The sequence below is a fragment of the Streptantibioticus rubrisoli genome (genome assembly GCF_024436055.1).
Lineage (GTDB): Bacteria > Actinomycetota > Actinomycetes > Streptomycetales > Streptomycetaceae > Streptantibioticus_A > Streptantibioticus_A rubrisoli.
Map to the genome: position 1 here is coordinate 66,099 of NZ_JANFNH010000023.1, position 26,809 is coordinate 92,907.

Here is a 26,809-nt window from a genome sequence, read left to right on the forward strand (position 1 = left end):
GCGGGGCGCGGCGCGGCTTGACGATGGCTACGTGCGGACGCTGATGACGATCCGGATCGAGGCCGAGGCGGGCAGCCGGGCGCTGGAGTCCGGGACGCTACGGGAGACGCTGCGGCGGCTGGCCGACCGGGTACGGCCGGAGGCGTCCTACGTCCTGTGCCTGGACGGCATGCGGACGGTCGTCCTGGTCTTCGACCTGGCAGACCCGGCGCAGTTGAACGCGCTGACGGAACCGCTGTTCCGCGAACTGAAGGCCCGGGTCGACATGTATCCGGCGGTCCCTCTGGAAGACCTCCTGGCCTCCTTGCACTAGACGCTCCGCTGGGAGTGCGGCGATGTGCTTTCGGTCGTCCGCGGCGCCGTTGTGGCTGGTCGCGCCCACGCGGCGGAGCCGCACATGAAGACAGCCCCGCCCCCCTTTGGGGCGCACCCGCGCGAGGGCGGGTGGGCTAACCCCCGTCGACCACCGACAGCGCCGCGTCCAGAACAGCCAGCCCCTCCTTGGCCTCCGCCTCGGAGACATTGCATGGCGGCACGACATGCGTCCGGTTCATGTTCACGAACGGCCAAAGCCCACCCTGCCGACAGGCAGCCGCGAACCGGGCCATGGGAGCCGCGTCCGCGCCGGAGGCGTTGTAGGGCACGAGGGGCTCCCTGGTCGACCGGTCCCTGACCAGTTCCAGCGCCCAGAACACGCCCATACCGCGCACCTCCCCCACGCACTCGTGCCGGGCCGCCAGCTCCCGCAGCCCGGGCCCCAGCACGCGCTCGCCGATCTCGGCGGCGTTCTCCACGATCCGTTCGTCGCGCATCGCGCTGATCGTCGCGATGGCGGACGCGCAGGCCAGCGGATGGCCGGAGTAGGTGAGCCCACCGGGGTACGGCCGATGGGCGAACGTCTCCGCGATCCGCTCGCTGATCGCCACGCCGCCGAGCGGGACGTAACCGGAGTTGACGCCCTTGGCGAAGGTCATCAGGTCCGGGGTCACCCCCCAGTGGTCCGCGGCGAACCACTTGCCGGTGCGCCCGAACCCCGCCATCACCTCGTCGAGGATGAAGACGATCCCGTACCGGTCGCAGATCTCCCGGACCCCCGCCAGATAGCCGGGCGGCGGGACCATGATCCCCGCGGTGCCGGGAACCGTCTCCAGGATGATCGCGGCGATGGTCTGCGGACCCTCGAACGCGATCAGTTCCTCCAGATGCCTCAGCGCCCGCTCGCACTCCTCCGCCTCGGTGCTGGCGTGGAACTGCGACCGGTACAGAAACGGCCCCCAGAAGTGCACGACCCCCGCCGAGCCGGTATCGGACGCCCAGCGCCGCGGGTCACCGGTGAGGTTGATCGCCGCGGCGGTCGCCCCGTGGTACGACCGGTAGGTCGACAGCACCTTGTGCCGCCCGGTGTGCAGCCGGGCCATCCGTACCGCGTTCTCCACCGCCTCGGCGCCGCCGTTGGTGAAGAAGATCTTGTTCAGGTCGCCCGGGGTCAGCTCGGCGATCAGCCGCGCCGCCTCGGACCTCACGTCGATCGCGAACGCCGGGGCGAAGGTGGCCAGTTTCCCGGCCTGCTCCTGGATGGCGGCGACCACCTTGGGGTGCTGGTGCCCGATGTTGGTGTTGACCAGCTGGGACGAGAAGTCCAGATAGCGGTTGCCCTCGTAGTCCCAGAAGTACGAACCTCGCGCCCCGGCCACCGCGAGCGGATCGATGACCGCCTGCGCGGACCAGGAGTGGAAGACATGCGCACGGTCCGCTGCCTTGACGGCGGCGCCGCGCTCGGGGTCTACGGGAACATCAACGGGGTGGGCCATGCCGCCCAGCGTAGGGAGCCACCTGTTCAGGCCGGAACGACCAGCCTGTATGGCTTCGGCCACTCCCCTCGACACGTTGTCAACGGAAGTGGCCGAAGCACAGGTCGGCAGCGCCTAGCGGCCTAGCGGCCTAGATGAACGGGTTGATCTGGATCGTCTCGTCCCGGCCCGGACCCACGCCGATCGCGGAGATCGGAGCGCCGGACATCTCCTCCAGCGCCTTCACATACGCCTTGGCGTTCTTCGGCAGGTCGTCGAAGGACTTGGCCTTGGTGATGTCCTCGTTCCAGCCCGGCAGCGTCTCGTAGACCGGCTTGGCGTGGTGGAAGTCCGTCTGGCTGTACGGGAGTTCCTCGACCCGCTGGCCGTCGATCTCGTACGCCACGCAGACCGGGATCTCCTCCCAGCCGGTGAGCACGTCGAGCTTGGTGAGGAAGAAGTCGGTGAGTCCGTTGACCCGGGTGGCGTACCGGGCGATCACCGCGTCGAACCAGCCGCAGCGGCGGTCGCGGCCGGTGGTGACGCCCCGCTCGCCGCCGATGATGCGCAGCTTCTCGCCGTCCTCGTCGAACAGCTCGGTCGGGAACGGACCCGCGCCGACCCGGGTGGTGTAGGCCTTGAGGATGCCGATGGTGCGGGAGATCCGGGTCGGGCCGATACCGGAACCGGTGCAGGCACCGCCGGAGGTCGGGTTGGACGAGGTGACGAACGGGTACGTGCCGTGGTCCACGTCGAGCAGCGTGCCCTGGCCGCCCTCCAGCAGCACGACCTTGTCCTCGTCCAGCGCCCGGTTCAGCACCAGGGTGGTGTCGGCGACGTAGTCGCGGATCTGCTCCGCGTAGCCCAGGTACTCCTCGACCACCTTCTCGGCGGAGATCGCCCGGCGGTTGAAGATCTTGACCAGCACCTGGTTCTTGTCGTTCAGCGCGGCCTCCACCTTCTGCCGCAGGATCGACTCGTCGAACAGGTCCTGCACCCGGATGCCGACCCGGTTGATCTTGTCGGCGTAGGCCGGGCCGATGCCCCGACCGGTGGTACCGATCTTGCGCTTGCCCAGGAAGCGCTCGGTGACCTTGTCCAGGGTCTGGTGGTACGGGGTGATCAGATGGGCATTGCCGCTGATCAGAAGCTTGGAGGTGTCCACGCCACGCGCCTGGAGCCCGCTCAGCTCGGAAAGCAGGACCGCCGGGTCCACGACGACTCCGTTGCCGATGACGGGGGTGCACCCCGGGGAGAGGATCCCGGACGGGAGCAGGTGCAGCGCGTACTTCTGGTCGCCGACGACCACCGTGTGACCGGCGTTGTTGCCGCCCTGGTAGCGGACCACGTAGTCAACCGAGCCGCCGAGCAGGTCGGTGGCCTTTCCCTTGCCCTCGTCACCCCACTGAGCACCGAGCAGCACAAGTGCGGGCACAGGCGTACACCCCTTCCGGGCGGGGCATGTCCAACGTGCGTAAGAGCCGTCGAACCGGTGCCCCGGAATAGACGAAGCCCCTGGCGCAAAGGCGCAAGGGGCTCTTGCACCGAGATTTTACCTGAGGAAGGACGAAGGTGTCGGCTCAAGCCTCGGCCGGGCTTCCGCTGCTGGTGGTCATCGACCCCGCGGCCCGCACGTTGGACGGTGAATCGGTGCGTATCGCGAAGGACGTCCTGCGGGCGGGCGCGTCGTCGCTGAAGATCTGTCTTCCGGACGACGCCGAGGAACTGCGTCGAGCGCTGGCGCATCGCGGCCGCCGCCGCCCGGTGGTGATCGGCGACGACCACGCCCTGCTGCGCACCGTGCGGTTGCTGCATCGGGAGGGTGCGCTGAGCGACGCGGCGCTGTCCATGGTGCCGGTCGGCCAGCGCTCCGCGCTGGCGCTGTCACGGCGGCTCGGGGTACCGGCGTCCACGGTGGCCGCGGCCCGGGCGGCGCTGAACGGGGCGGTGCGCGATCTGGACCTGCTGCGGGACGAGAGCGGCGGGATCGTGCTGGGCGCGCTGCGGATCCCGTGCCGCGCCGCACCGGCGTCCCGGGGCAACTGGCTTGAGCGCGGCGCCCGTTCGCTGTTGCGCACCCTGACCGGCGGCCCCGGCCAGACGCCGGGCCACTGGCTGCGGGTGGAGGCGGACGGGGTGGTGCTGGCCGACCTGGACCGTCCGGTGCACGAGGTGTCGGTGCGCTCCCCGACCGGCGGTCTGGCCGACGTCTGCGTCCAGCATGCCTCCGGCCGCCCGCTGCGGGTGCGCGCGCAGGCGGTGACGATCTCCGGCCGGGACTTCCGCTACCACGCCGACGAGTCGCCGACCGGCCCGGTGCGCACCCGGACCTGGACGGTCCAGGCCGACGCGTGGCGGCTGACGGTGCCGCGTTAGCCGCTCATCCCCCAACCCACCGCAACCCCAACCGGTAAACCGCCGGAGGCCCTGGCCGCGACCTCGGGTGACCGGTCTCAGACCTCGACCAGCAGCTCCCGTAGCCCCCGGATGACATAGCCCGGCTTCCACTCCGGTTCCCGCACCAGCCGCAGGCCCGGTGCCGAACGCAGCAACTGCCCGAAGGACGCGGCCAGTTCGATCCGGGCCAGCGGTGCGCCCAGGCAGTAGTGGATGCCCGCGCCGAACGCCAGATGCGGGTTGTCGGCGCGGGCCAGGTCCAGCCGGTCGGGGTCGGCGAAGCGGGCCGGGTCCCGGTGCGCCGAGCCGAACAGCAACGCGACCTCGCTGCCGCGCGGGATGGTGGTACCACCGATCTCGATGTCGTCCAGCACCCAGCGCTCGAACAGCTGCAACGGGGTGTCGTACCGCAACAGCTCCTCGATGGCCGTGGGCAGCAACTGGGGGTCCTTGCGCAGCAGTTCAAGCTGGTCGGGGTGGCGCAGCAGGGTCCACCAGCCGTTCGCGGTGGTGTTGACGGTCGCCTCATGACCGGCGTTCAGCAGCAGCACACAGGTGGAGATCATCTCCTGCTCGGAGAGCCGGTCCCCCTCGTCGTACGCGGCGATCAGCGCGCTGATCAGGTCCTCGCCCGGGTCCCTGCGCCGTGCGGCGATCAACTCCCGCAGGTACGCGGAGAACTCGACGCTCGCGCGGACCGCGGCGGTCGCCGTCGCCTCGTCCGGATTCAGCTCGTACATCCCGCAGATCGCCGCCGACCAGGGACGCAGCAACCCCCGGTCGGCGGCCGGTATGCCCAGCATCTCGGCGATGACGGCCACCGGCAGCGGTTCCGCCACCCTGGCCAGCAGGTCACCGCCGCCGTCGGCGCACAGGTCGGCGACGAGTTCGGCGGCCAGCCTCTCGATGGTGGGGGTCAGACCGCGTACCGTCGCCGGGGTGAAGGCCTTGGCCACCAGCCGCCGGATCCGGGTGTGGTCCGGGGCCTCCAGGTCGAGCATCCCGTTGTCGTTGAGCACATGGAACGGTTCGTGCTCGGCGGGCGGCGGAGTGCGCCCGAACTCCTCGTGCGTGAAGCGGTGCAGATACGTCCGCCCGAGGCGGCGGTCCCGCAGACAGGCGCTGACGTCCGCGTAGTGCGGGACCAGCCACTGGCCCGTCGGCTCGTACCAGATCGCCCGCCCGCTCTCCCTCAGCCGCCTGTACGCGGGATACGGGTCAGCGACGAACTCGGGCGACCGGGGATCGAACTCCATCGCGGGTCACTCCTTGCTACGCGGTACGGGTGCTTGGGTCGCGGCTGCTTCGGCACCGCCGGGCGGTACGTCGTGACCCTCCACCTCGGCCAGCGCCGCCAGCAGCTCCGGAAACGCCGCGGACCCCGGAATCAGCGGCGCGTAATGGCCGACGTCCGGCAACTCACGCAGCCGCGCGCCAGCGACGCCCGCGTACCGGCGTGAGACCTCGACGGGAACGTCAACGTCCGCCGTACCGTGCACAAGCACCGCCGGAACGCCGAGCGGCGGCAGCCGCACCGGATCGACGGCCGCCAGATCACCCTCGGCGCCGATGAGTTCATCGACGGCGCCGTCACTGAGCCGCAACTCCCGCGCGTACCCGAGATCCGCGACCGGCGACACCGCCACCACCCCGCTGACCCCGCCCCGCGCGGCCGCCCACAGGGCGAGCTGACCGCCCGCCGAGTGGCCCAGCACCACGTGTTCCGCGCCGTCCCAGGCGGTCTCCACCGCCTGGGCCACGTCGTCGAACGTCGCGGGCCAACCGCCGCCCCCGCCGACCCGCCGGTACTCGGCCAGCGCCACCGCGTACCCGCACCGCGCCAACTCCGCGGCCAGCGGCGACAGATGGGCGCGGTCGTACGCCTCCCGCCAGAAGCCGCCGTGCAGCACGGTGAGCCGACGCCCGCCGCCCACCCCGTAGTAGTCGATGACCTGCGAGGGGTGCGGCCCGTACGCGCGGCTGTCCTCCGCCGCGGCGGGCGGCAGCGCCAACAGCGCCGCCTCCTCGTCCTGCGGCCTCATCGCAGCACGTCCGCGAGCGTGCGCGCCGCGCGCAGCGCGTCCACGTACCGGGTGTACAGCGGGGTGAAACCGAACCGCAGCACATCGGGGCGCCGGAAGTCGCCCACCACGCCGCGTTCGATCAGCCCCGCCATCACCTCGCCCGCGCGCTCGCAGCGCAGCGAGACCTGGCTGCCGCGCAGCGCGTGGTCGGCGGGCGTGATCGACTCGACCAGTCCGTCCGGCACTTCAGCGGCCACGCACTCCAGGAAGAAGTCGGTCAGCGCCAGGCTCTTGCGCCGAACGTCCTCGATCGACACCCCGTCCCACGCCTCAAGTGCCGCCTCCAGCGCGAGCATTGACAAGATCTCCGGGGTACCGACCCTGCCGCGTAGCGCCCCGTCCGCCGGTTGGTAGTCGGGCCGCATGCCGAACGGGTCGGCGTGCGAGTTCCAGCCGGGCAGCGGGGAGTCGAACCGCGGTTGCAGTTCCCGGCGGACGTAGAGGTAGGCGGGCGCGCCCGGGCCGCCGTTGAGGTACTTGTACGTACAGCCGACGGCCAGGTCCACGCCGTCCGCGTCCAGCCCTACCGGCAGCGCCCCGGCGCTGTGGCACAGGTCCCACACCACCAGCGCGCCCGCGGCGTGCGCGGCGGCGGTGGTGCCGGACATGTCGTGCAGCCGTCCGGTGCGGTAGTCGACGTGGTTGACCAGCGCCACGGCGGTACGCGGCCCGACCTCGGCCGCCATGTCGGCGGCGGGCACCGGGCGCACCGTGCGGCCGGTCATCCGTGCCGCCGACGCCGCGATGTAGCCGTCGGTCGGGAAGGTGGCCGCGTCGACCAGCACCTCGTCCCGGTCCTGCGGCGCCATGCGCACCGCGGCGACCAGCGCCTTGAAGACGTTGACGCTGGTGGAGTCGCCGACCACCACCTGGCCCGGCGCGGCGCCGATCAGCGGGGCGATCCGGTCGCCGACCCGCTCCGGCGCGGTCCACCAGCCGCTCTCGTCCCAGGAGCGGATGCGCAGCCGCCCCCACTCCCGCTCCACCACGTCCTTCAGCCGGGCGGACACGCCGTGCGGCAGCGCACCGAGCGAGTTGCCGTCCAGGTAGACCTCCGCGGCGCCAGCCGCCTGATCGGGTGGGGTGTCCAGGGCGAACCGGTCGCGGATCTTGGCCAGTTGGTCGTCGGCGTCGAGCCGTTCGGCCCGGCTCAGCAGGTCGTCAGACATGGCTGCGGGCCGTCCACAACTCGGGGAAGACGTTCTTGCGGGCGCGCTTCTCCAGCCATGCCACGCCCGCCGAGCCGCCGGTGCCCTGCTTGGCGCCCATCGCACGCCGGGTGGCCACCAGATGGTCGTTGCGCCAGCGCCACACCAGTTCCGCGACCTCGGTCAGCGCCTCGCCGAGCCGCATCTCCGGGGTGTCCTGTGGCCCCGCGTATATCCGCTGCCAGACGCGTTCCACGTCCGGGTCGGCCTCGTAGCGCTGGGCCGGGTCGCGGTTGAGCGCCGCGGCGGGCACGGCGTGGCCGCGGCGGGCCAGGTAGCCCAACACCTCGTCGTACAGGCTGGGTTCCTGCAGCGCCTTCTCCAGTTCGGCGTGCGCGCGCGGCGCGCCGCGGTGCGGGACCAGCATCGAGCCGGACTTCTCGCCGAGCAGGAACTCAAGGCGGCGGTACATCGCCGACTGGAACCCGGACCCCTCGCCGAGCGCGCCGCGGTACGAGTTGAACTGGGCGGGCGTCAGGTGGGCCAGCGGCTTCCAGGACGCGTTCAGCGACTCCAGCTCGTAGGTGCTGCGGCGCAGCGCCGCCAGCGCCGTCGGCAGGTCGTCCTGGCGCAGCGCCGTGGCGGCGGTCTGCCATTCGTGGACGATGACGGTGAACCACAGCTCCATGACCTGGGTGGTCACCAGGAAGACCATCTCACCCGGGTCGTCGGAGAGCGGGTGCTGCAGATGGGTGAGGACGTCGGCCTTCACGTAGTCGTCGTACGGGGTGGTGCCCTCGAAGTCCAGATTCGGGGTGTCCGGGCCGACTCCGTCCGGCTCGGGGTGCTGGGACATCGCTGTCTCCTTGATCCGCGCTACCGGGTAGCGGTCCGCTCCTTCCTGTTCGGCATCGGAGCTCCGGTCCCCTCGGGCCCGCACACACGGTCGACGTGCCGCTGGCCCATGCGCATCATGCGGGGAAGGGCCGGGCTACGGCAAGACCTGCCCGGCGGCCGGGGCCGGGCAGGTCTCGTGGTGTGGCTCGGGCCGAGCGGATCAGGCCCGGCGGATCAGGCTGTGCCGATCACGTCAGCGTGTCGGCCGCCGTCGGGGAGGACTCGCGCAGGAAGGTGGCGCAGCGCTCGTGCTCGTCGTCCTCGCCGATCGCCTGGGCGGCGCGGCTGAGGGCGTGCAGGGCGCGTAGGAAGCCGCGGTTGGGCTCGTGCTCCCAGGGCACCGGCCCATGGCCCTTCCAGCCGTTGCGGCGCAGTGCGTCCAGGCCGCGGTGGTATCCGGTGCGGGCGTAGGCGTACGACTCCACCACCCGGCCCGCCTCGAAGGCGTCATCGGCGAGCTGCGCCCAGGCCAGGGAGGATGCGGGGTACTTCGCGGCGACATCCGTCGGCGAGGTCCCCGAGGCGAGCAGTTCCCGCGGCTCCGGATCGTCGGGCAGATGGGTCGGGGGCGGCCCCCCGAGCAGGTTCTCATGAATGGCCATACCCCCAGTCTGCCTGCTCCCCGGCCGCGAGCGGCCGGGGAGAAAGGCTGCACTCCCCACCGGGGACGAAGCGCCAGAAGGGGGGTGGGGGCGGAACCCCCCAAACACGCGTTACTTCAGCTTGTTGCCCGCGGACCGCAGGTTCTGCGCGGCCACGCCGACGCGCGCGGCCATGCCCTCCTCGGCCAGCTTGCCCCAGGTACGCGGGTCGTAGGTCTTCTTGTTACCGACCTCGCCGTCGACCTTCAGCACACCGTCGTAGTTCTTGAACATGTGCGCCGCCACCGGCCGCGTGAACGCGTACTGCGTGTCGGTGTCGATGTTCATCTTCACCACGCCGTTGTCCAGCGCCTCGTTGATCTCCTCGATCGTCGAGCCGGAACCACCGTGGAAGACGAAGTCGAACGGGCTGGCCTTGCCGAACTTCTCGCCCACCGCGATCTGCAGTTCCTTCAGGATCGACGGCCGCAGCACGACGTTGCCCGGCTTGTACACGCCGTGCACGTTGCCGAACGACGCGGCGAGCAGGTACCGCCCCTTCTCGCCCAGGCCGAGCGCCTCGGCGGTCCGGATGCCGTCCGACACGGAGGTGTACAGCTTGTCGTTGATCTCGTGGGAGACACCGTCCTCCTCGCCACCGGTCGGGGTGATCTCGACCTCGAGGACGATCTTCGCCTTGACCGCCTCGGCCAGCAGCTCCTGCGCGATGGCGAGGTTGTCGTTGAGGATCTCCGCCGAGCCGTCCCACATGTGGGACTGGAACAGCGGGTTGAGGCCCTTGGCCACCCGCTCCTGGGAGATGGCCAGCAGCGGACGGACGTAGCCGTCCAGCTTGTCCTTGGGGCAGTGGTCGGTGTGCAGCGCGACGTTGACCGGGTACTTCTCCGCGACGATGTGCGCGAACTCGGCCAGCGCGACCGCGCCGGTCACCATGTCCTTGCTGTACTGACCGCCCAGGAACTCCGCGCCACCGGTGGAGATCTGGATGATGCCGTCGCTCTCCGCCTCGGCGAGGCCGCGCAGCGCGGCGTGCAGCGTCTGCGACGAGGTCACGTTGATGGCCGGGTAGGCGAACTTGCCTGCCTTCGCCCGGTCGAGCATCTCGTTGTAGACCTCGGGGGTTGCGATGGGCATGTGTCCGCTCCTTGGGGGTCCGCGGGTCGTACTGACGTTGGCGACGTCATCGTCGCCCTCATCTTCGCAGACTCCCGTCCAACCTCCATACGGCAGCTATCACACCCGCCCGTCGCCCACCACCACCCTCAAATGAGAGCCTTCAGCTCGCAGAAACCCCGCCCGTCGCCCACCACCACCCTCAAATGAGAGCCTTCAGCTCGCAGAAACTGTGGCGTGAGGGTGGCCGTCTTACGCGTGAGGGGTGGCTGTTTCACGTGAAACAGCCACCCCTCACAGATAAGCGCAGGTCACAGGCGTGCTGCGACGATCACTCCAGGCCGAGGTCGGCCAGGCTGTACGCCTGGAGGTACGGCAGCCCGGTCTCGGCGATGGCCCCGGCCGCACCGCGCTCCACGATGACCGCGACACCGACCACCTCGGCGCCCTCCTCGCGCAGCGCCTCGACCGCGGTCAGCACCGAGCCGCCGGTGGTGGAGGTGTCCTCGACCGCCAGCACCCGGCGCCCCTTGACGTCCGGACCCTCCACCCGCCGCTGCAGGCCGTGCGCCTTGCCGGTCTTGCGGACCACGAACGCGTCCAGCCTGCGCCCGCGCGCCGCGGCGGCGTGCAGCATCGAGGTGGCGACCGGGTCGGCGCCGAGGGTCAGCCCGCCCACCGCGTCGTAGTCGAGGTCGGCGGTCAGGTCCAGCATCACCTGACCGACCAGCGGAGCCGCCTCACCATCGAGGGTGATCCGGCGCAGGTCGACGTAGTAGTCGGCCTCCTTGCCGGAGGAGAGCGTCACCTTGCCGTGCACCACGGCCTTGTCCTTGATCTGCTGCAGCAGGGCGTCACGGGCGTCAGTCATGCCCATGAGACTAGCCGAGCCGTTCCCACGCCCAGACCGTCGTGATCTCCAGCGGGTCGATCGGGGTGACCAGCCGCGGATGCGTGTTGAGACCGTTCGGCGGGCCGGACTGCGGCTCGACGCAGATCGCCTCCGGCTGCTCGTCGTAGACCACCACCCACTCGGCCGGGCTGGTCACCTTGACCCGCAGCTCACCGGGCCAGGTCAGGGTCACGTCGACGCCGTCCGGCATGCCGAAGCAGTCGTCCCACGGGCCGGGCTTGGGGTCGATCCGGCGCCCGGTCGGCAGGTGGTTGTCGCCGCGCTCCTCCTGCCAGGCGGGCGCGAAGCCGATGGTGGCGTCCTGGCCGCCCGCGCCGAGGTTGCGCAGGAACCACGGGTGCCAGCCCGCCTGCGCCGGGAAGGACACCTCGGCGGTCTCCACTCCCAGGGTGAGCCGCAGCTCGTTCTCGGCGAGCTCGATGACCTGGGTGACGCGGCCCGCGTACGGCCAGGGGTCGGTGAGGTCGTAGTAGAACGAGGCGGTGCGCTCGTCTTGCGTGGACCGCGTCCAGGTCGCGTCGCGGCCGGTGCCGTGGATGGCGTGCGGGGCGGCGTTGATGGGCAGTTGGTGAGTCACTCCGCCGTTGCGGAATCGGCCGTTCTCGGTGCGGCCGCACCACGGGACCATGACGAACGAGCCGTAACGCGGCCCCTGCCGCAGCAGTTCGGTACCGCCGACGCGCAGACTGCTGATACCGCAGCCCGCCTCGGGCCGCACGGTCAGTTCGACGTCACCGGCGATGAGCCGGACCGATTCTGATGTCTGGTGCATGCGCACGAATCTAGGGCTTGTACGGCGCCGTTCAGCGACGGCGCCGCAGTACCCGGCCGACCACCACGGCGGACGCGAGCAGTGCGGCGGCGGCCGGTGCGGCCCAGCGCAGGGTGTCGCTGGTCGTGCTGGTGGCCGGTGCGGGCACCGGGGCGTAGCGGCCGCGCGGCGGCGCGTGGTCGACCTCCTCCGCGCTGCGGCCGATCATGGTGCGGCGGGCGTGCGCGGCCTCGGCGGGTGCGTCGGTACGCGGACGCGGCTCGTCCTCCAGACCGGCGGGGGTCTCCGGCACATCGACCTCGACCAGCTCCAACTCCTCTTCGCCGTCGGCGGGTTCGGGCAACTCGGCGAGCTCCAGCTCCTCGGCGTCCACGGCGTCGTCAGCGTCCTCGACGTCGATCACGTCCGGCAGCAGCACGCCCTGTGCGGAGGCCTCCTGCGCGGGCGGGGCGAACTCGGCGGGCGGTTCGGCTTCCAGATCCGTTGTGAGGTCGGAAACGAAACGATCCAGCAGGCGGCGGCCGGAGGCCTCCACGGTCGGCTGGTCGAACTCGGTCAGCCGCCCCTCGGCCTGCACGGCGCCGGAGAAACCGAGCCGGGTGCCGTTGCCCTCCGGATCGAGCCCGATGACCAGGGCCAGCTTGACCGCGCCGCCGCCGCGGGCTTCGGCGCCCTCGCCCTCGATCTCGAAGCCGCCGTCACAGGCGGCGATCCGCAGGCTGCCGCGGTACGTGATGGTGGAGCCTCCGATGCGCAGCCGCAGCCGCCCCGCGATGCCGCCGGGCACGGCGGCGGCCGCGTCGCGCTGCAGGGCGGAGACGCACCGGGCGACCCGGTCGGGGTCGCTCAGTGCTCGCCGCACGGTCTCGACCGGAAATGGGACGTATGACTCGTGCTCCATACCGCTGGAGCCTACCGGGACGCTGCGGACATGGGCAGCGTCCCGGCGTGGTCCCGGTCGCCCCGTTCTCCCACCCGCCCGCCCTTGACGGGGCTCCGCCCCCAGCACCGACCACGGGGCTCGGCCCCGATACCCCGGGGGGACGGTCGCTTCTCACCGCCGGGCTGCGCCGCGCGGATTGCGCGCCGTCGCGGCGGAGGGCTCACCCGCCATATCGCGGGCGCATCAGCGTGGAAGGCGGAAGAGAGGCGGGCGGGCGGGACAGGGCTGCCGTCTGGACGGCGTGCCGTAGCGCGGCGGGCGTGAGGGAGCGTAGGCGGGGCGCGGCCAGGCGGGCGGCGACGGGGGTGCGGGCGGCCAGCAGGAAGTCGCCCGCCGGGAGCCAGTAAGGCGTGGTGCGCAACCCCGCCGAGCGGACCGTCGCGTCCACGGTCCAGAACCGCGGCCCGCACCCCGCGTGCACCGCGAGACGGCCGCCGGGCGCCAGATCGGCCGCCGCCAACCCGTAGAACTCCTGCGAGTACAGCTTGGCGCTACGGGAGATGCGCGGATCCGGCAGGTCCTCGATCACCACATCGTACGCACCGAGCCGCCGCCGCTCCCACAACCAGTCGAAGGCGTCCGCGGTCACCACCTCGACCCGCGGGTCGGCGAAGGAGTGACGGTTCAGCGCGCTCAGCCCGGGGTCATGGCGCGCCAGTTCCACCAGCTGGGCGTCCACGTCCACCAGCGTCACCGACGCCACGTCCGCGTACCGCAGCACCTCGCGCAGCGCCAGCCCGTCACCGCCGCCGAGGATCAACACCCGCCGGTGCGGCCCGGCCATCGCGGGGTGGACCAGCGCCTCGTGGTACCGGTACTCGTCGCGCCCGGAGTCCGACAGCCGCCCGTCCAGGAATAACCGCAGCGGGCGCCCCGCGGGCGAGCCGGTGAGCACCACCTCCTGCACGTCCGTGCGCACCGCCAGCCGTACGTCGCCCCCGTAGACCGCCTGCCGCGCGGCCCGCTCGAAGGGCCCGGCGAACACCGCGGCGGTGGCCAGCACCACCAGCACCGCGACGTTCACCCCCATCAGCCAGCCGCGCGCCCGTCCACTGAGGTCCCGCCGGAACAGCCCGAGCACCGTCGCCGCGCCAGCCCCCGCGTTCACCGCCCCGGTCAGCAGCACACCGGTCACCTGCCCGAGGAACGGCAGCAGCACGAACGGGAAGGCGAGCCCGCCGACCAGCGCGCCCACGTAGTCGGCGGCGAACAGCTCGGCCACCGCGCCGCCCGCGTCCTGCCGTCTGATCCGCTGGATGAGCGTCATCAGCAACGGCACCTCGGCGCCTATCAGCAGCCCGATCGCGAAGGCGAACACCGTGATCGCCGAGCCGCACTGGCCGAGCCAGGCGAAGCTCGCGTAGAGCGCCATCGCGGACAGCCCGCCGACCAGCGCGAGCAGCGACTCGATGAGCGCGAAGCCGACGGCGGCCCGGCACCGGATGCTCTTGGCGAGCAGCGAGCCGACCCCCATCGCGAACACCATCACGGACAGCACGACGGACGCCTGGGTGACCGAGTCGCCCACCAAGTACGAGGCGAGCGCGACGAGTTCGAGTTCGTAGACCAGTCCACAGGCGGCGCAGACGAAGACCGAGCCAAGCACCAGCGCACGCCCGAGGCTGACCGAGACCGGCAACCGGGCAAGGGACGGGGGCACGTCGATCATGAGTGCACGCTACGTCACTCTGCGCGTCGCCCCGGTCACCCACAGGGGTGCAATTGGGCGTCGCGGACGGCGCGTTGACGGTCAGTCGCAATCCGGGCCGCGCCCCGCGCAACGCCCGGCGAAGGCGCCTTCACCGCAACCCCGTCACCCGTGACCTCGTGGTCACCAGCCGTCCCTCCATCGGGTAGGCGTGCCAGGTGCGCCAGTGCACCTCGCCCGCGCCGTCCGGGTCCCGCTGCACCAGCATCGCGGTGAAGGCGTTGGGGTCGCCGGGGAAGCGCCCGGCGAGCCCGTGCGGATGGTCGGCGACCAACGCCAGCAACTCCTGGGCGCGGCCCGCGAACGAGCCGCGCGAGAGCGTCTCCACGCGCGCCGCGAACTCGTACTCCCAGTCCCCGACGCGCTCCGCGACGCCCAGCGGCAGCGGGGTCCTGCTGCCCGGCATACAGGCCACGGTCTCCGAACAACAGCCGTCGGGGGCGTTGAGCAGCACTTGGTGGGAGGCGCCAAGCAGCCGCATCTGCACCTGAATTCGGCAATCTCCAGCGGTACGCGAACGGCGGCGCCCCAGGTCGAGTTCCAGGTTGACGACGGCGAGCGCGGGCAGCGGCTCCTTGCCGAGCCGCCATGCGAGGTCCCCGGCACGGGTGTCGATATAGGCGGTTTCTAGGGTCGTGAGCATGGGTCGGCTCCGCAAGCACGGGAGGGTTCACGCAGGGCGGGTGGGCCAGGCCGTCCCCTGCTCCCTCGCGGGGGCGCGCGGGAGGGCATGTAGTGGAGGACCGACCCAGGGGGACGTCCGCCGGTCCGTGTCCACGGGGGGTCCGGGAATCAATACGGAATCATGAATTTCGTAGTGCGCGTAGCGGTTTTACCCATTCAGGTGCGGTTTACATCCCCACGGGCACGTACCTGTTCAGGTGTTCACCACATCCGCTCGTGCGGCATATGCGAAGCGGCAAAGACCACCCGCAGTTGTGGCCGGTCTTCGGCTACCGCGCGCCTGACGCCCCGTCGGATGAGCCGCCGCTGGCCGGTGCGCGCTCCGGGCGCGGTGCCGCGGCGTCGAGATCCGGCCGGGTGGCCGACGCGATGGCCGCGATCACCATGAACGCGATGCACGCACAGATGATCAGTCCCACCAGGTAGGGCATACCGCCCACCTCACTTTCCCCGGCTCCCCCGAACTCCCCCGAAACGAGGCGCTTCGCTGTGCCCCGGTTCATGCCCGCGACGGCGCGCCGGTAATGGGGAGTTGAGGAAGTCCAGAGGTTCGCCGGAGGATAGCTGGCATGACTCGGCCTCTGCTCAATCGGCGCCTCGACGGTTTCGGCACGACGATCTTCGCGGAGATGTCCGCGCTCGCCGCCCGCACCGGGTCCATCAACCTGGGCCAGGGCTTCCCCGACACCGACGGCCCCGAGGCGGTGCGCGAGGCGGCGGTACGGGCGCTGCGGGACGGCCGCGGCAACCAGTACCCGCCGGGCCCCGGCGTGCCCGAGCTGCGCACCGCCATCGCCGAGCACCAGCGCGACCGGTACGGCCTGGAGTTCGACCCGGACACCGAGGTGCTGGTGACCGCGGGCGCCACGGAGGCGATCGCGGCCGCGCTGCTCGCGCTGGTCGAGCCGGGCGACGAGGTGATAGCGCTGGAGCCGTACTACGACTCGTACGCCGCGTGCATCGCGATGGCGGGCGGCACCCGGGTGCCGGTCACGCTGCGCCCGGACGGATCGCGGTTCGTGCTGGACCTGGACGAGCTGCGCGCCGCGGTCACCGACCGCACCCGGCTAATCCTGCTCAACACGCCGCACAATCCGACCGGCACCGTACTGACCCGTGCCGAACTGGCCGCCATCGCCGAACTGGCGGTGGAACGCGATCTTCTGGTGATCACCGATGAGGTGTACGAACACCTGGTCTTCGACGGCGAACACCTGCCGCTCAGCACATTCACAGGAATGCGCAACCGAACCGTGACCATCTCTTCCGCCGGCAAGACGTTTTCGTTCACCGGCTGGAAGGTGGGATGGGTCACCGCATCACACGATCTGGTGAACGCCGTGCGAACGGCGAAGCAATTTCTCACGTACGTCTCGGGCGGTCCGTTCCAATACGCCGTGGCCGAGGCGTTGCGGCTGCCAACCAGCTATTTCCACGATCTTGCCGCCGACCTGCGGGCAAAGCGCGACCTGCTGGCGGACGGCCTGCGGGAGGCTGGTTTCGGGGTCTTCCGCCCGGCTGGCACGTACTTCGTGACCACGGACATTCGCCCACTCGGCGCAACCGACGGATTCGACTTCTGCCGCTCCCTGCCGGAACGTTGCGGGGTGGTCGCGATCCCCAACGCGGTGTTCTACGACGCGAAGGAAAGGGGAACTCCCTACGTACGCTTCGCGTTCTGCAAGCGAACAGAGGTGCTCAACGATGCGATCTCGCGTCTGAAGCAGCTACGCTCCTGAGGCAACCCATCCTGACTTTCGGTCGTCTTTCACCCGTGGGGGTGGATTGCTGCGCTACTCGGCACGGCGGACCCGTACAACCCGACAATGCGCGCAAGGCAAGAACAGAGTGATTCAGGCTTGTCGTCAAGTACGGTGCCGATGAACGGACGCCCCGGGAGGAGCGGAACAGGTGTATACGGCCGAGCCGGTCTCGACCCCTCCTCGTGCTGCGGCGGGGGGATCCACCGCCCCGAGACCCGAGGTCCGCTCCCGCCTTGAGCGGGCGAGGGCCTCGCTGCGGCGCGCGGCACCCGCGCTCATGGTGTACGCGGCGGTGCGGGCCACCGGCCTGCTGTTCCTGTCCGCCTACGCCTGGTACGCGGGCCAGCATCCGCGCAGCATCCTGGGCCTGGCCTGGGACGCGCGCTGGTACTTCCGGGTGGCCGAGTACGGCTACGGCACGCTGATCCCGTCCGCCACCCAGCACACCATCCTCTACAACGACCTGGCGTTCTTCCCGCTGTATCCGATGACCGTGCGGGTGGTCTCGTACATCATCCCGATCGGCATCATCAACGTCGCGATCCTGGTCGCCTGGACCGCCACGCTGCTGTCGGTGTGGGCGATCTACCTGATCGGCGCGCGGCTGTACAGCCGCCGGGTCGGCATCGCCCTGGTACTGCTCTACGGGCTGCTGCCGCACGCGATCATCCAGACCATGGCGTACACCGAGCCGGTGATGACCGCGCTGGCCGCCTGGTCGCTGTACGCCGTGCTGACCCGCCGCTGGCTGTACGCGGGCGTGCTGGCCGCCCTGGCGGGCTGCACCCGGCCCAACGGCGTCGCGGTGGCCGCCGCGGTGGTGGCGGGCGTGGCCATGGACTACTGGCGGCGCCGCAGGGCGGGCAAGCCGGTGGACTGGCGGGCCTGGATCGGGGCGGCGATCGCGCCGCTGGGCTGGTTCGGGTACGTGCTGTGGGTCGGCTGGCAGACCGGTGACATCAAGGGCTACTTCAAGGTCCAGGCGCGCTGGGGTTCGCGGTTCGACTTCGGCTGGAGCGCGCTGCGGTTCTTCAAGCACCTGGTCACCGGCACCGACTACTTCGCGTACTACGTGGCCGCGGCCATCGTGGCCGCCGCGGTGATCCTGCTGGCGCTGTGCATCACCGACCGGATCCCGGTGGCGCTGCTGGCGTACTGCGGGGTGCTGATGCTGATCGGCATCGGCGGCGCGGGCTTCTTCCAGTGCAAGCCGCGGTTCCTGATGCCCGCGTTCCCGCTGCTGATCCCGGCCGCGATCGCGCTCGCCAGAGCCAGGCCGCGCACCGCGTGGGTGGCGGTCATCTCACTGGCCGGGTTCTCGTTCTTCTACGGAACGTATCTGCTCACCATCGCGCCGCTGGCGCTGTGAGCGGGCGCTGACGAGACGGACGCCGCGGCAGGGGTCAGCTCCCCGCCGCGGCGTCCGTTTGGTCAACGAGGGCTCAGTCCTCGTCGCCTTCGTCCTCACCGCCGTCGGACTCTGCGTCCTTCTCCAGCCCGAGCTGCTCGGTGACCCATCGGTCGAAGTCGACCGACGCCCGCACCCAGCTGACCGTGGACGACACGAAGTGCTCCAGGCCGACGCCGAGCCCCAGCAGCATCTGGGCCTCGCCGATCAGCCGCACCGAGCCGTCGTCGTGGGTGTGCGAGTACACCTTCGGCCACAGCGTCTGCCGGTTCCAGCCGTCGGCGATCTCCAACAGCTTGTTCTTGTCCTCGATGGAGTACGCGCGGTCGTAGAAGGTACGGACCGCGAAGACCTCCTGCTCCCCCTCACCGCGGAACATGAAGTACGTGCGGAAGTCCTCCCACGGCGCGGCGAGGTCTCCCTCCTCGTCCACCACGTACTTCAGCTCCATCTGGTCCAGCAACTGCTTGACCAGGTCCTGGTTCGGCCGGATCACGCCTCCACCCGGCGGCCCGGCCGGTGGCTGGTTGGACGGGCCTTGGCCGAAGTTCGGGATGGAGGACGGGTCAATGCTCACCGTGTGGTTCCCTTCGCGACGATTGCCGCCATCCTCCCCCATCCCGGCCCGGGTATGGCAAGCCCCGCCCTCATCGGAGCGGCCGCACGGTCAACCCTTCACCCTCGCGGTCCACACGGACGGTGTCGCCGTCGTGCACCTCGCCGGCGAGGATCGCCTTGGCCAGCCGGTCGCCGATGGCGGTCTGCACCAGGCGGCGCAGCGGCCGCGCGCCGTAGGCCGGGTCGTTGCCCTCCCGGGCCAGCCAGGCCAGGGCCTCGTCGGAGACGTCCAGCTCCAGGCGGCGGTCCTTGAGGCGGTCGCGCAGCCTGTTCAGCTGGAGCCCGGCGATCCGGCCCAACTCGTCCTCGGTGAGCGAGTGGAAGACGACGATGTCGTCCAGCCGGTTGAGGAACTCCGGCTTGAAGGACTCCCGAACGGTCTCCAGTACGGCATCGCGCTTGCGCGCCTCGGACAGCTCGGGGTTCACCAGGAACTGTGAGCCGAGGTTGGAGGTGAGGATGAGGATGGTGTTGCGGAAGTCAACCGTCCGCCCCTGGCCGTCGGTCAGCCGACCGTCGTCCAGCACCTGCAGCAGCACGTCGAAGACCTCCGGGTGCGCCTTCTCCACCTCGTCCAGCAGCACCACCGTGTACGGCCGCCGCCGCACCGCCTCGGTGAGCTGGCCGCCCTCCTCGTAGCCGACGTAGCCGGGCGGGGCGCCGACCAGCCGGGCCACCGAGTGCTTCTCGCCGTACTCGCTCATGTCGATGCGGACCATCGCCCGCTCGTCGTCGAACAGGAAGTCGGCCAGCGCCTTGGCCAGCTCGGTCTTGCCGACACCGGTCGGGCCGAGGAACAGGAAGGAGCCCGTCGGCCGGTCCGGGTCGGCGATGCCGGAACGCGACCGGCGCACCGCGTCCGACACCGCGGAGACCGCCTCACTCTGCCCGATCAGCCGCTTGCCCAGCTCCTCCTCCATGCGCAGCAGCTTGCGGGTCTCGCCCTCCAGCAGCCGTCCGGCCGGGATGCCGGTCCACGAGGCGACCACCTGGGCGATGTCGTCCGGGGTGACCTCCTCACCGACCATGCCCTCCAGCTGCCGCTGCGCCTCGATCGCCTCGGCCAGCTCCTTCTCGGTCTGCGGAATCTGCTCGGTCCTGATCCGGCCGGGGGTGACCCAGTCGCCGGTCTCCGGGGCCTTCAGCTCGGCCCGCTGGAACTCGCTCTCCAGCTCATCCAGCCGCTTCTTCAGCTCACCGACGCGGTTGTGGACCTCACGCTCCTTGTTCCACTTCGCGGTGAGCCCGCGCAGCTCCTCCTCCTTCTCCTCCCGCTGCCTGCGCAGCGCGTCCAGCCGCTCACGGGCGTCCGGCGCGAGCGCCTCCTCCTTCTCGGCCTGCTTCTTGGCCTTCTTGTCCTTGGCCCCGGAGGTCGCCAGCAGCGACTCCTCCTCCATCCGCAACCGGTCGACGGCGCGCTGGAGTTCGTCGATCTCCACCGGGGAGGAGTCGACCTCCATGTGCAGCCGGGAGGCGGCCTCGTCGACCAGGTCGATGGCCTTGTCGGGCAGGAAGCGCGAGGTGATGTAGCGGTGCGAGAGGTTGGCGGCGGCCACCAGCGCGGAGTCGGCGATCCGCACCTCGTGGTGCGCCTCGTAGCGCGGCTTGAGGCCGCGCAGGATGGCGATGGTGTCCTGCACGCTCGGTTCGGCCACCATCACCTGCTGGAAGCGGCGCTCCAGCGCCGGGTCCTTCTCGATCCGCTCCCGGTACTCGTCCAGCGTGGTCGCGCCGACCATCCGCAGCTCACCGCGGGCGAGCATCGGCTTGAGCATGTTGCCCGCGTCCATCGCCGAGTCCCCACCGGCGCCCGCACCCACGACGGTGTGCAGCTCGTCGATGAACGTGATGATCTGGCCGTCGCTCTCCTTGATCTCGGCCAGCACGGCCTTGAGCCGCTCCTCGAACTCACCACGGTACTTCGCGCCCGCGACCATGGCGCCCAGGTCCAGCTGGACCAGCCGCTTGCCCTTGAGCGCGCCGGGCACATCACCCTTCACTATCCGCTGGGCGAGCCCCTCGACCACGGCGGTCTTGCCGACGCCCGGCTCGCCGATCAGCACCGGGTTGTTCTTGGTACGGCGGGAGAGCACCTGGATGACCCGCCGGATCTCGTTGTCCCGGCCGATGACCGGGTCCAGCTTGCCCTCACGGGCGATGGCGGTGAAGTCGGTGCCGTACTTCTCCAGGGCCTTGTAGGTGGCCTCCGGGTCAGGAGTGGTCACGCGGGCGCCTCCGCGGGCGGTCTCGAAGGCGTCCAGCAGCTCCGCGGCCGTGGCGCCCTGGCGGTCCAGTAGTTCGGCGGTGGGGCCGCCCTTGGCGGCGAGCCCGATCAGCAGGTGCTCGGTCGACACATAGGCGTCGCCCAGTTCCTTGGCGCGCTGCGAGGCGTCGGCGATCACCGCGAGCAGGTCACGGCTCGCCTGCGGCGGGGCGACGGTGGAGCCCTGCACCGTGGGCAGGGCGTCCAGCTGGGCCCTCGCGCCCTTGAGCAGTGCGTCCGGATCGGCGCCCACGGCGGCCAGCAGGTCCTTGACGTTGTCGTTCTCCGGCTGCTCCAGCAGCGAGACGAGCAGGTGCGCCGGGACCAGGTCCGCATGCCCCGCGGACACCGCCCGGCTGTTGGCGCCGCTGAGCGCCTCCTGGCTCTTGTTGGTCAGCTCTGCGTTCACGTGCGCGGACCTCCTCTGTGGCGTCGCCATCGTCCTGCCGCAACAAGTGTAAGACAACTTGAGTCGCTCGGACTCAAGATTAGCCGCCAGCCTTTGATCGGACCCGGACCGAGGCCCCGCGCGAGGACCGGATGCGAAAATCACCGAATGCCGATCAACCCCCGAGAGCCAGGCGCGGCCTTCGAAGCCTTCTGGCGGGAACCGCACTACTGCACGCTGACCACCCCCCGCCCCGACGGCACCCCCCACGTCGTCGCGGTGGGCGCCACATACGACCCGGAAACGGGCCTGGCCCGCGTCATCACCCGCAAGACCAGCCGCAAGGTCCACAACATCCTGGCCGCCGGACCGTCCGGCGCCCGCGTCGCCCTCTGCCAGATCGACAAGGGCCGCTGGGCCACCCTGGAGGGCGTGGCAACGGTCCGCACCGACCCCTCCGCCATCGCGGAGGCGGTCCGCCGCTACGAGGAGCGCTACCAGCGCAAGACACAGCCCAACCCCGCCCGGGTGGCGATCGAGATCGCCCTCACCTCAGCGATGGGGCGGGTTGGCTGAGGCCACCGGCTCAGAAACCACCGCTGTCGACCGTGCCCCCGAACGGCTCCGGCAACCGGATCGGCGTCCCGAACGGGTACGGCCCGTCCGCGGATTCGTAGCCGAGCCCGCCTGGCTTCGAGTACAGCGTCCAACTGCGCTCCCGCCGGTCCACCAGCAGGTAGAGCGGAGCCCGGCACTGTGCGTACCGTCAGCACATGATCACCCGGTCGGTATCCCCGTTCGACCGGGAGATCACTTCCACGATCAGCAGGGGCTCGTCGGGCAGAAAGCTCGCCGCGTCCTTCGACGATCACGGCCCCGACGGGCAGCCGATGTCACGAACGGCTTGGCCCGGTGATGGACTTGCCGATCGCGAAACCCTTCGCCGGGCCCTCGGGAATCTGCACCTCCGTGCCGTACGGCGTACGGGACTCGGCCGCGTAGATCCCCTCCTCCGGCGATGGTGAGGTGAGGATGGTGACGGTCCCGTGGTTGTCGAAGTCATCCACGATGACGTACACGGGGATACCCGCCCCGGCGTAGGCCCGACGCTTGCGGACCCGGTCGCGCTGCTGATTCTCGTAGCCAGGAGAGACGACCTCAACGACGAGCCTGACAGCGGAATCAACAAACCCCAGGCCATCCTCGGTGACGAATTCCTCGTCGTCCTCCGGCGCGATGAACAGGTCCGGAACCCATGCCTTCAGACCGCGGATGACGTTCCAGTCGTGGTGCACCGCGTATTCGCCGTCGCCCAGATGCCTCTCCAAGGCCCGACGCAACCGGTTGACGGTCTGGGCATGACGGGAACGTCCGGTCGGCGACACCTCGATGAACCCCTCGACGATCTCGGCGCGGAAGCCCTCGGGGAGTTCCATGGATTTCCACGCCTGCCACAGGGCCTCATCCAACGTGGCGGGGGGCATGGCCTCAGGCACCTCCATCGGAGCCGCGTGGGCGAGAGCGGTCATGGCGCGAAGCACCTCCTCCTCAAGTTTGGGCAGGTGTGCCCGTGCGGCACAAGCGACACCGCCACGCTAGGAAGTAGTCAGCCTGACGGGCTCGAGAAGGACGTGCAGGTCACCCGACAGGGTGAGGCGAGAGATCTCGCCTCCTATCGGAGACCGTCGAACTCCCCCGCCTTGACGGCATGTATGAGCGCGCCGAGTGACCCTGGCGTGGTCGTCACGACCACGCCAGGGTCATCGCTTTCGCGCGGCCGTATCTTGCCGCCAGAGTGACGCGTCCGTCGCCGCCTCAACAGCCGCGTTCCCCGGCCGTCGAGCCGCCCGATGAGGGGAATCAGTCGGATCAGCCGGATCGGTGGGGGAGATCCGCACTTCGCCGCACTGACACCCCGCCCCGCCCCACCCCCCAACCGATCTCCCCTGCGCCGCTCCCCCGCCATGCGCCATGATGGGCGTCTATTCCAACCCACAGCCTCTCAGGGGGACTTGAGTGTCACGCGTAGTCGGCATCGACCTGGGCACGACATACTCCGCGGTCGCCGTAGCGGACGCGGGAGGCAGCGCCGCCATCGTCCGCAACCGCGAAGGGGAGAACATCACCCCGTCCGTCGTCATGTTCCAGGGCGAGACCGTCATCGTCGGTTCCCAGGCGAAGCGGTCGGCGGCCACCGCTCCCGACCACGTCGTGCAGTTCGTCAAGCGGTACATGGGCGAGCCGAACCCGGTCTACACCTCGGAGTCCGGCGTTCCGTTCCGCCCCGAGGAGATATCCGCCCTGGTCCTCAAGCGGCTCAAGGAGGACGCGGAGATGATGCTCGGCGAAACCGTCGACCAGGCCGTCATCACCGTGCCCGCCTACTTCGACGACGCGCGGCGGAACGCCACCAAGGACGCCGGGCGGATCGCCGGACTTGACGTACTGCGCATCGTCAACGAGCCGACCGCGGCGGCCCTGGCGTACGGCATCGAGCGGGCCGAGGACACCGCCGAGATCGGCACCGTACTCGTCTACGACCTCGGCGGCGGCACCTTCGACGTGACGGTGATGCGCGTCGAGGACGGCGAGTACGACGTGATCGCCACCGACGGCGACCGCAACCTCGGCGGGTTCGACTGGGACGGTGCGCTGATGGAGCACCTCAACCAGACCTTCATGGCGGCTGGCGGCCGCGACCTCACGGACGACGGAGCGCTGCTCGCGGAACTGCGCGACAAGGCCGAGATCGCCAAGCGAACACTGTCCAACGCGCCGCAGGCCGTGGTGGTGCTCTCGGCTGACGGTCGGCACGAGCAGATCCGGGTCACCCGGGAGAAGTTCGAGGAGATCACCGCGCATCTGCTGGACCGCACCCGGGTCATCACCGAGGGGGTGCTGGAGGAGGCCAAACTGTCCTGGGACGGCATCGACCGAGTGCTGCTGGTCGGCGGATCGACCCGGATGCCGATGGTGCACGCCCTCGTGCAGCGGTTGTCCGGCAGGGAACCCGAGCGCGGCATCAACCAGGACGAGGTCGTCGCGCTCGGCGCGGCGCTGGTCGGGCTGGACGCACAGGTCCGGGCCCAACAGGCCGCCGAGAAGCGCAAGTACGTCGGCGCTGGCGCCGATGTGACGTCCTCGCCGGGTGACGGGCTGGCCCGGCTCACCAAGGGCCGGGTGAAGTCCATCAAGGACGTCACCTCGCAGTCCCTGGGGATGGTCGCCACCGACGCCGACGACCACGGCCGCCAGTACAACGCCGTCATCGTGCCGCGGAACACCACGGTGCCAGCCAGGAAGAGCGACGTCTTCCGCACCCTCGCCGACCAGCAGACCAGGCTGCGGGTGGCGGTGACCGAGGGCGATGACGAGGACCTCGACTTCGTCACCACCGTCGGGGAGAGCACCCTGGACATTCCGCCGTATCCGGTGGGCGCGCCGTTCGAGGTGTTCTACTCCTACGACGTGGACGGGATCATCCATGTCGAGGTGAAGGACCTCACCTCGGGCAAGTGGCTCGGGGAGTTCGAGATCGAGCGCCCCGGCAACCTCGGCTCCCAGGAGCTGGCCGAGCTGACCGACCGCGTGGCACGCACCACGGCCCTGTGATCGGCGGAGCCGCCACGTGAACAGTCAATTCATCGACTACTACGCCGAGTTCGGCATCGCGGAGAACGCCACCGCCGAGGAGATCGGCAAGCTCCTCGACGGCCAGCAGCGCACCTGGGGCGCACGGGCCAGCCGTGCCCCCAGCGCGGACAAGCGCCGCGAGGCGGAGGACAAGGTCGCGCTGATCGCCCAGGCCCGCACGGAGTTGCTCGACCGCGCCCGGCGCGCGGCGTACGACCAGCGGCGCGCGCGGACGCAGGACCAGCCCTCGACCGAGCCACCGCCGCGGACACCGCCGCCCCAGCCTCCGCACGCCACCCGCGACTGGCTGGCCAAGGCGTTCGAGGAGGCGGACAAGGGCAACATCGACGCCGCCCTCTACCAGGCCCGGCAGGCCGTCCACCACGACGAGCGCAATCCGCTGGCCTGGCGGCTGTTGGGGGCGCTCAACCTCGACGCCGGAAACACCGGCGACGCCCTGCACGAGCTGCGCCAGGCTCTCGAACTCGCCCCGGACGATCCGCTCACCCACACCCTGATCGGTTCCGCCCACGCCCAGCAGGGCAACCAGCGAGTGGCCAGCGACTGGCGGTTGAAGGCCTGGCAACTGGATCCCACCACCGAGCGCCATGTCGAGGCGGCCGACGCGCTGTACGCGGCGGCACGGTACGACGAGGCGCTTCAGCACTACGAGCAGTGCCTCGCCGAGCAGCCGGGACACCAAGGCGTACGCAACCAGATCGCCCGGATCTGGGCGCTGCGCGCGGAGGGCGCGAAGGTGTGGAGTCCGCAGGCCAGACAGCATGTGATCGCCTCCGCCGACGCCGCACAGCGCATCCTGCCCATCGTCGATCAGGCGCTGGCCGTCCAGCCCACCGACCAGGCGCTGTGCGAGGGGCTCGCCAGCACGCGGGCCCAGGCGGTCCACGCGATGGGGAAGACATGGAAGGGGCGGCGGAGCATGGTCTTCGTCGTGATCGCCTGCCTCGTGGTGAACGGACTCTTCGACAGCACGCTGGTCGGTTGGCTCGCCTTCCTCGCCGTCTTCGCCCTGCCTGCCTGGATGGGGTGGAAGCCCCGCTGGTGGCACACCCGCCGCAAACTGCCCGCCGCTTCTCTCAATCCACCCAATGGGAGCCCTCGTTGACAACGCCACCCACACCACCGCGAGCCGCGCCCGACGCGCCCCCGGCGTCCGTACCGGACCCGCTCGCCGTCGTCGCCGATGCCGTGGACGGGGTTCGCGAGGAACTCGCCACACTGAACGACCAGTTCCGGCGCAGACTGCTGAACGACCGTGAGGCGCGCCGCACCGCGGACGCCCTGCACGCCGAGCTCGAACACCACCGGCGAGCAGCAGAAGGACGCACCGTCCAGCCGCTCCTGTACGACCTGGTCCTGCTGCTGGACCGGGTGGAGCGGTCCGCCGACGGCAGCGGCGGACTGGCGGACTCGGTGGCCGCCGAACTACTGACGATCCTGGAGAAGTACGGCATGCGGCGGCTGCCCGCCCAGGCCGGACCGTTCGACCCAGCGCTCCAGGAAGCGCTCGCGGCCGTACCCGCGCCCAGCCCGGAGCTCGCCGGGCAGGTCGCGGAAATCGTGCGGCACGGCTACGTCATGGACGAGCGCGTCGTCCGCCCGCAGCAGGTGCGGGTACACACCTGAGACGACCCGAGGGGCGGGGGGCCCCACCCCCCACCCCC

Annotated in this window: 25 protein-coding genes and 2 pseudogenes; 9 read left to right on the top strand and 18 right to left on the bottom strand. The window is 70.5% G+C overall.

What is annotated here, in order from left to right; all coding sequences use genetic code 11:
• Positions 1 to 31 precede the first annotated feature (31 nt).
• On the top strand, positions 32 to 313 hold the full coding sequence (locus NON19_RS19415) for a hypothetical protein (protein ID WP_255929775.1): 282 nt from the start codon (positions 32 to 34) through the stop codon (positions 311 to 313).
• Positions 314 to 449: 136 nt separating this feature from the next.
• Here NON19_RS19415 and NON19_RS19420 read toward each other — a convergent pair whose 3' ends face one another.
• Together NON19_RS19420 and NON19_RS19425 are read right to left on the bottom strand one after the other, a co-directional pair.
• Positions 450 to 1,811: an aspartate aminotransferase family protein gene (locus NON19_RS19420; protein WP_255929777.1), complete on the bottom strand. Its 1,362-nt coding sequence runs from the start codon at positions 1,809 to 1,811 to the stop codon at positions 450 to 452.
• A gap of 130 nt (positions 1,812 to 1,941) precedes the next feature.
• On the bottom strand, positions 1,942 to 3,225 hold the full coding sequence (locus tag NON19_RS19425) for an adenylosuccinate synthase (protein ID WP_255929779.1): 1,284 nt from the start codon (positions 3,223 to 3,225) through the stop codon (positions 1,942 to 1,944).
• A 137-nt stretch (positions 3,226 to 3,362) separates the two neighbouring features.
• Between NON19_RS19425 and NON19_RS19430 the strand changes: the two genes are divergently transcribed.
• A complete protein-coding gene (locus NON19_RS19430) occupies positions 3,363 to 4,166 on the top strand; it encodes a diacylglycerol kinase (RefSeq protein WP_255929781.1) in 804 nt (267 codons plus the stop codon).
• Positions 4,167 to 4,243: 77 nt separating this feature from the next.
• On the opposite strand, the gene NON19_RS19435 is transcribed toward NON19_RS19430, so the two are convergent.
• The 11 genes from NON19_RS19435 to NON19_RS19485 form a co-directional block, all read right to left on the bottom strand.
• Complete coding sequence (locus NON19_RS19435) at positions 4,244 to 5,443, bottom strand: cytochrome P450 (protein WP_255929783.1); 1,200 nt, start codon at positions 5,441 to 5,443, stop codon at positions 4,244 to 4,246.
• A 6-nt stretch (positions 5,444 to 5,449) separates the two neighbouring features.
• A complete protein-coding gene (locus tag NON19_RS19440; protein WP_255929785.1) occupies positions 5,450 to 6,229 on the bottom strand; it encodes an alpha/beta hydrolase in 780 nt (259 codons plus the stop codon).
• Positions 6,226 to 7,440 (bottom strand): kynureninase, encoded by a 1,215-nt coding sequence (kynU, locus tag NON19_RS19445; protein WP_255929787.1) that lies wholly within the window; start codon positions 7,438 to 7,440, stop codon positions 6,226 to 6,228. Before kynU ends, NON19_RS19440 begins: the two co-directional genes overlap by 4 nt.
• The gene (locus NON19_RS19450) at positions 7,433 to 8,275 is read right to left on the bottom strand and encodes a tryptophan 2,3-dioxygenase family protein (protein WP_255929789.1); all 843 of its coding nucleotides are present in this window, start codon (positions 8,273 to 8,275) and stop codon (positions 7,433 to 7,435) included. The genes kynU and NON19_RS19450 overlap by 8 nt, the downstream gene beginning before the upstream one ends.
• A 229-nt stretch (positions 8,276 to 8,504) precedes the next feature.
• The gene (locus tag NON19_RS19455) at positions 8,505 to 8,918 is read right to left on the bottom strand and encodes a DUF3151 domain-containing protein (RefSeq protein WP_255929791.1); all 414 of its coding nucleotides are present in this window, start codon (positions 8,916 to 8,918) and stop codon (positions 8,505 to 8,507) included.
• 111 nt (positions 8,919 to 9,029) lie between these two features.
• On the bottom strand, positions 9,030 to 10,052 hold the full coding sequence (gene fbaA / locus NON19_RS19460) for a class II fructose-bisphosphate aldolase (protein ID WP_255929793.1): 1,023 nt from the start codon (positions 10,050 to 10,052) through the stop codon (positions 9,030 to 9,032).
• 310 nt (positions 10,053 to 10,362) lie between these two features.
• A complete protein-coding gene (gene pyrE / locus NON19_RS19465; protein ID WP_255929795.1) occupies positions 10,363 to 10,908 on the bottom strand; it encodes an orotate phosphoribosyltransferase in 546 nt (181 codons plus the stop codon).
• Between the two features lie 4 nt (positions 10,909 to 10,912).
• Entirely contained in the window at positions 10,913 to 11,716 is an 804-nt protein-coding gene (locus NON19_RS19470; RefSeq protein ID WP_255929797.1) for an aldose epimerase family protein, read from the bottom strand.
• A gap of 31 nt (positions 11,717 to 11,747) precedes the next feature.
• Positions 11,748 to 12,617: an SRPBCC family protein gene (locus NON19_RS19475; RefSeq protein WP_255929800.1), complete on the bottom strand. Its 870-nt coding sequence runs from the start codon at positions 12,615 to 12,617 to the stop codon at positions 11,748 to 11,750.
• 202 nt (positions 12,618 to 12,819) lie between these two features.
• Positions 12,820 to 14,328 carry a polyamine aminopropyltransferase gene (locus tag NON19_RS19480; protein ID WP_255929801.1) on the bottom strand — a complete coding sequence of 503 codons (1,509 nt, stop codon included), beginning with the start codon at positions 14,326 to 14,328 and terminating at the stop codon, positions 12,820 to 12,822.
• Between the two features lie 130 nt (positions 14,329 to 14,458).
• Complete coding sequence (locus NON19_RS19485) at positions 14,459 to 15,010, bottom strand: DUF2617 family protein (RefSeq protein ID WP_255929802.1); 552 nt, start codon at positions 15,008 to 15,010, stop codon at positions 14,459 to 14,461.
• 266 nt (positions 15,011 to 15,276) lie between these two features.
• Between NON19_RS19485 and NON19_RS19490 the strand changes: the two genes are divergently transcribed.
• From NON19_RS19490 to NON19_RS19500, 3 genes are all read left to right on the top strand, one after another.
• The gene (locus tag NON19_RS19490; RefSeq protein ID WP_255929803.1) at positions 15,277 to 15,477 is read left to right on the top strand and encodes a hypothetical protein; all 201 of its coding nucleotides are present in this window, start codon (positions 15,277 to 15,279) and stop codon (positions 15,475 to 15,477) included.
• 143 nt (positions 15,478 to 15,620) lie between these two features.
• Entirely contained in the window at positions 15,621 to 16,790 is a 1,170-nt protein-coding gene (locus NON19_RS19495) for a pyridoxal phosphate-dependent aminotransferase (protein ID WP_255929804.1), read from the top strand.
• A gap of 172 nt (positions 16,791 to 16,962) precedes the next feature.
• The gene (locus NON19_RS19500; protein WP_255929806.1) at positions 16,963 to 18,183 is read left to right on the top strand and encodes a putative hexosyltransferase; all 1,221 of its coding nucleotides are present in this window, start codon (positions 16,963 to 16,965) and stop codon (positions 18,181 to 18,183) included.
• 73 nt (positions 18,184 to 18,256) lie between these two features.
• Here NON19_RS19500 and NON19_RS19505 read toward each other — a convergent pair whose 3' ends face one another.
• From NON19_RS19505 to NON19_RS33730, 3 genes and pseudogenes are all read right to left on the bottom strand, one after another.
• Complete coding sequence (locus NON19_RS19505) at positions 18,257 to 18,799, bottom strand: type III secretion system chaperone family protein (RefSeq protein ID WP_255929808.1); 543 nt, start codon at positions 18,797 to 18,799, stop codon at positions 18,257 to 18,259.
• Between the two features lie 70 nt (positions 18,800 to 18,869).
• Positions 18,870 to 20,138: pseudogene (locus NON19_RS33725) on the bottom strand (AAA family ATPase); the annotation flags it as partial.
• 102 nt (positions 20,139 to 20,240) lie between these two features.
• Positions 20,241 to 21,542: pseudogene (locus tag NON19_RS33730) on the bottom strand (Clp protease N-terminal domain-containing protein); the annotation flags it as partial.
• Positions 21,543 to 21,659: 117 nt separating this feature from the next.
• Here NON19_RS33730 and NON19_RS19515 point away from each other — a divergent pair.
• Positions 21,660 to 22,067, top strand: coding sequence for a pyridoxamine 5'-phosphate oxidase family protein (locus tag NON19_RS19515; RefSeq protein ID WP_255929812.1), 408 nt, complete (start codon positions 21,660 to 21,662; stop codon positions 22,065 to 22,067).
• Between the two features lie 10 nt (positions 22,068 to 22,077).
• On the opposite strand, the gene NON19_RS19520 is transcribed toward NON19_RS19515, so the two are convergent.
• Both NON19_RS19520 and NON19_RS19525 read right to left on the bottom strand, forming a co-directional pair.
• Complete coding sequence (locus tag NON19_RS19520; RefSeq protein ID WP_255929814.1) at positions 22,078 to 22,221, bottom strand: hypothetical protein; 144 nt, start codon at positions 22,219 to 22,221, stop codon at positions 22,078 to 22,080.
• Between the two features lie 163 nt (positions 22,222 to 22,384).
• Positions 22,385 to 23,020: a Uma2 family endonuclease gene (locus NON19_RS19525; RefSeq protein WP_255929816.1), complete on the bottom strand. Its 636-nt coding sequence runs from the start codon at positions 23,018 to 23,020 to the stop codon at positions 22,385 to 22,387.
• A gap of 487 nt (positions 23,021 to 23,507) precedes the next feature.
• Between NON19_RS19525 and NON19_RS19535 the strand changes: the two genes are divergently transcribed.
• From NON19_RS19535 to grpE, 3 genes are read left to right on the top strand one after another with little or no spacing between them, the layout of a single operon-like run.
• Complete coding sequence (locus NON19_RS19535) at positions 23,508 to 25,103, top strand: Hsp70 family protein (RefSeq protein ID WP_255929818.1); 1,596 nt, start codon at positions 23,508 to 23,510, stop codon at positions 25,101 to 25,103.
• 16 nt (positions 25,104 to 25,119) lie between these two features.
• Positions 25,120 to 26,250: a tetratricopeptide repeat protein gene (locus tag NON19_RS19540; RefSeq protein WP_255929820.1), complete on the top strand. Its 1,131-nt coding sequence runs from the start codon at positions 25,120 to 25,122 to the stop codon at positions 26,248 to 26,250.
• A complete protein-coding gene (gene grpE / locus NON19_RS19545) occupies positions 26,247 to 26,771 on the top strand; it encodes a nucleotide exchange factor GrpE (RefSeq protein WP_255929822.1) in 525 nt (174 codons plus the stop codon). Before NON19_RS19540 ends, grpE begins: the two co-directional genes overlap by 4 nt.
• The last annotated feature ends 38 nt before the right edge of the window (positions 26,772 to 26,809 follow it).

Coding starts and splice junctions, on each gene's coding strand:
- NON19_RS19420 (WP_255929777.1), bottom strand. CDS start 1,811: ATGGCCCACCCCGTTGATGTTCCCGTAGACCCCGAGCGCGGCGCCGCC.
- NON19_RS19435 (WP_255929783.1), bottom strand. CDS start 5,443: ATGGAGTTCGATCCCCGGTCGCCCGAGTTCGTCGCTGACCCGTATCCC.
- NON19_RS19440 (WP_255929785.1), bottom strand. CDS start 6,229: ATGAGGCCGCAGGACGAGGAGGCGGCGCTGTTGGCGCTGCCGCCCGCC.
- kynU (WP_255929787.1), bottom strand. CDS start 7,440: ATGTCTGACGACCTGCTGAGCCGGGCCGAACGGCTCGACGCCGACGAC.
- NON19_RS19450 (WP_255929789.1), bottom strand. CDS start 8,275: ATGTCCCAGCACCCCGAGCCGGACGGAGTCGGCCCGGACACCCCGAAT.
- NON19_RS19455 (WP_255929791.1), bottom strand. CDS start 8,918: ATGGCCATTCATGAGAACCTGCTCGGGGGGCCGCCCCCGACCCATCTG.
- fbaA (WP_255929793.1), bottom strand. CDS start 10,052: ATGCCCATCGCAACCCCCGAGGTCTACAACGAGATGCTCGACCGGGCG.
- pyrE (WP_255929795.1), bottom strand. CDS start 10,908: ATGGGCATGACTGACGCCCGTGACGCCCTGCTGCAGCAGATCAAGGAC.
- NON19_RS19470 (WP_255929797.1), bottom strand. CDS start 11,716: ATGCACCAGACATCAGAATCGGTCCGGCTCATCGCCGGTGACGTCGAA.
- NON19_RS19475 (WP_255929800.1), bottom strand. CDS start 12,617: ATGGAGCACGAGTCATACGTCCCATTTCCGGTCGAGACCGTGCGGCGA.
- NON19_RS19480 (WP_255929801.1), bottom strand. CDS start 14,328: ATGATCGACGTGCCCCCGTCCCTTGCCCGGTTGCCGGTCTCGGTCAGC.
- NON19_RS19485 (WP_255929802.1), bottom strand. CDS start 15,010: ATGCTCACGACCCTAGAAACCGCCTATATCGACACCCGTGCCGGGGAC.
- NON19_RS19490 (WP_255929803.1), top strand. CDS start 15,277: ATGCGAAGCGGCAAAGACCACCCGCAGTTGTGGCCGGTCTTCGGCTAC.
- NON19_RS19495 (WP_255929804.1), top strand. CDS start 15,621: ATGACTCGGCCTCTGCTCAATCGGCGCCTCGACGGTTTCGGCACGACG.
- NON19_RS19515 (WP_255929812.1), top strand. CDS start 21,660: ATGCCGATCAACCCCCGAGAGCCAGGCGCGGCCTTCGAAGCCTTCTGG.
- NON19_RS19525 (WP_255929816.1), bottom strand. CDS start 23,020: ATGACCGCTCTCGCCCACGCGGCTCCGATGGAGGTGCCTGAGGCCATG.